The organism is Allofournierella sp., assembly GCF_048388525.1.
GTDB lineage: Bacteria > Bacillota > Clostridia > Oscillospirales > Ruminococcaceae > BQOK01.
On record NZ_DBGCTQ010000008.1, the window covers coordinates 1 to 3,050 of the forward strand.

Here is a 3,050-nt window from a genome sequence, read left to right on the forward strand (position 1 = left end):
GAAACCCGGTCATGATATAGCACTGCTGCACCTCGTCCGGGTTCTGCTTTGCCCAGGCGTTGTCCTTGCGGGTGGTGTAATAGGTCGAGTAAATCTTGGCCCCCACCTTGGTCAGCTCCTCGGGGAACTCGGTGCCGTCGCAGTCGCGGATGGCGTCCGCGCCCCACCGTTTCAAAATATCAATCGTCTCGGGCACCACGTCCAGGTTTGTGGGGATCGTGACCCTGCCCCTGCTTTTTTCACTCATAATTCAGGCCCTCCATCTGCTTTTTGCGGCGGCGGCCCCGCCGCTTCACTGCCGGCGCTCCCGCCCGCTCCTGCCGGGAAGCCGCCGTATGTCCCATTTCAGTATACTTTTTCCGTACAGGTTAACAACAAGATTGTTGCGCTTTTTTTTATTCATATTGCCCTTTTGTGAGTTACTCCATTAAGTAATATAAGAAGTTCTCTTTTTTTGTACACATTCTCCACAACGCATCCCCTGCTTTGTAATGCAGATTGCCCAATTCACATTTTTTTACCTCCTTTTGAAGATTTTGACCTCTTGCCGAATTTTAATTGCATCCATCACCGGATTGCGTTATAATCAAAATTGTAAAGCTTTGCCGAAAGTTCGCTTTATATTGCTTCCTTTCAAAGCAATATCTCAAAATTTTCAGGAAACGAGATTCACCATGAGCAATAAACGCTACGACCTGGTAAGCCCGGGGGGCTCCCTCGCAAGCCACAAGGCCGCCAAGCTTTTATATGTAAGCACCGCAAAGTATGGGGGCGATTGGCACAGCCTGCCCCATACGCACGGCTGCACCGAGCTGTTCTATGTGGTGGGGGGCCTGGGCCAGTTCCGCATTATGGATACCATGCTCTCGGTGGTGCAGGACGATATGGTCATCGTGAACCCGCAGGTGGAGCACACCGAGGTAAGCCTGAACGCCCACCCCATGGAATACATCGTACTGGGTGTGGAGGGGCTGGAATTTGCCGCCGCAGGCAGCGGCGACGGCCGCTACAGCCTGTTCAATTTCCGGCGCGGCCGGGAAGAGCTGCTGGCGCTGCTGCGCAGCATCCTGCGCGAGATCGAGCAAAAGACCGAGGGGTACGAGCTGGTGTGCCAGAACCTGCTGGAGATCCTTGTGGTGCTTTTAATGCGCCACACTGATTTTTCGCTCATTGTAGCGCCCGCCCGCCGCTCCAGCAAGGAATGCGCGGCGGTAAAGCGCTACATCGACGCCAATTTTAAAGAGAGCATCACCCTGGACCAGCTTGCTGAAATGGCCCATGTGAACAAGTATTACTTAGTGCACTCCTTCAGCAAGGAATACGAGATCTCCCCCATCAACTACCTTATTGAGCGGCGCGTGCAGGAAAGCTGTTATCTATTGTGCGATACCGACCACTCGCTCTCGCAGATCTCCCACATGATGGGTTTTTCCTCCCCCAGTTATTTTTCTCAAAGCTTTCGCAAGACCATGGGCATGAGCCCCATGGAATACCGCAAAAAAAAGCGGGCCGAACGGGCCTCTTTCAGCAAAAATGAAGCCGACTGACTCTTTTGGACAAAACGCAAAGCATTTTGTGCGCATCGAAACCCGATTGTGCAAATATTGTGCAGACAAAGCCATTCCCGAAACCGGACGTATTGATTACAATGGTAGCAGATCGTCCCGCTCTGGCGCGGACCTATGCGATAAAACACCCAAAAACGCATGAAAAAGGAGAAAACAGCTATGAAAAAACCAATCCTTGTGGTAATGGCGGCCGGTATGGGCAGCCGCTACGGCGGGCTCAAGCAGATCGACCCTGTTGGGCGGCACGGCGAGGTCATCATCGACTACTCCATCTTCGATGCCAAGCGCGCCGGGTTCGAAACCGTCGTGTTCATCATCAAGCACGAGATCGAGGCCGAATTCCGCGAGGCCATCGGCAACCGGATGGAAAAGCACATGGAGGTGCGCTACGCCTTCCAGCAGCTGGAAAACCTGCCCGAGGGGTACGCTGTTCCCGAAGGCCGCACCAAGCCCTGGGGCACCAGCCATGCCATTCTCAGCGCCGCCGATGTGATCGACGCGCCTTTTGCCGTGATCAACGCCGACGACTACTACGGCCCCGAGGCCTTCCAGGTGATGTTCGACTACCTGAGCGCCCACGCCGACGACGAGGTTTACGAATACAGCATGGTGGGTTATCTGCTGGAAAACACGGTAACCGAAAACGGCCATGTGGCCCGCGGCGTCTGCGTAACCGACGCCAGCGGCTATCTGGACAGCGTGACCGAGCGCACCCGCATCGAAACCTTCCCCGGCGGTATCCATTTTACCGAGGACGACGGCAAAACCTGGACCGAGCTGCCCGGCAGCACGGTGGTTTCCATGAACCTGTGGGGCTTTACCCCCAGCTTTGTGGGCGAGGCCAAGCTGCGCTTTGCCAAATTTTTGGATAAGGCTCTGGTGGAGAACCCCATCAAGGGCGAGTATTTCCTGCCCAGCGTGGTGAGCGAGCTGGTGGCCGAGGGCAAGGCCCGGGTCAAGGTGCTGCACAGCCCCGATAAGTGGTATGGTGTGACCTACAAGGAAGACAAACCCGTGGTGGTGGCCGCCATCAACGAAAAAATCGACGCGGGCGTGTACCCCGACAAGCTGTGGGAGGACTGAAAGCATTATGAAGTATACTGCGGAACAGATCCTGCCCGAGGCGCTTGCCGCCTGGAACTGGAACGGTCAGGTGGCCGGGGCCCTGCGCTACGGCGCGGGCCACATCAACGACACGTTCTGTGTGTATGTGCAGGATGAAGCCGGCGACTGTGTGCGCTATATCCTGCAGCGCATCAACACCAACACCTTCACCGACCCCAAAGGCCTGATGGAGAACATCTGCGGCGTAACCGGCTACCTGCGCGGCATGATCGAGCAGCAGGGCGGCGATGCCATGCGCGAGACCATGAACGTGGTGCCCACAAAGCAGGGCGAAAACTACTACTCCGATTCCGACGGCGGCGCCTGGCGGGTGTACACCTTTGTCGAGGGCACCCTGTGCCTGCAAAAGGCCGAAAC

The 3,050-nt window shown here is 56.0% G+C and carries 3 protein-coding genes and 1 pseudogene; 3 read left to right on the plus strand and 1 reads right to left on the minus strand.

The window, feature by feature from the left end:
• The coding region (locus ACMLHZ_RS01095; protein WP_418665974.1) for a 1,3-beta-galactosyl-N-acetylhexosamine phosphorylase N-terminal domain-containing protein at positions 1-247 on the minus strand (247 nt) is incomplete at its 3' end.
• Between the two features lie 427 nt (positions 248-674).
• On the opposite strand from ACMLHZ_RS01095, the gene ACMLHZ_RS01100 reads away from it, so the two are divergent.
• From ACMLHZ_RS01100 to ACMLHZ_RS01110, 3 genes and pseudogenes are all read left to right on the plus strand, one after another.
• Entirely contained in the window at positions 675-1,547 is an 873-nt protein-coding gene (locus ACMLHZ_RS01100) for an AraC family transcriptional regulator (protein WP_177562529.1), read from the plus strand.
• A 180-nt stretch (positions 1,548-1,727) separates the two neighbouring features.
• Positions 1,728-2,651: a nucleotidyltransferase family protein gene (locus ACMLHZ_RS01105; protein WP_418454521.1), complete on the plus strand. Its 924-nt coding sequence runs from the start codon at positions 1,728-1,730 to the stop codon at positions 2,649-2,651.
• Between the two features lie 7 nt (positions 2,652-2,658).
• Positions 2,659-3,050 (plus strand): annotated as a pseudogene (locus ACMLHZ_RS01110) (mucin desulfatase); the annotation flags it as partial.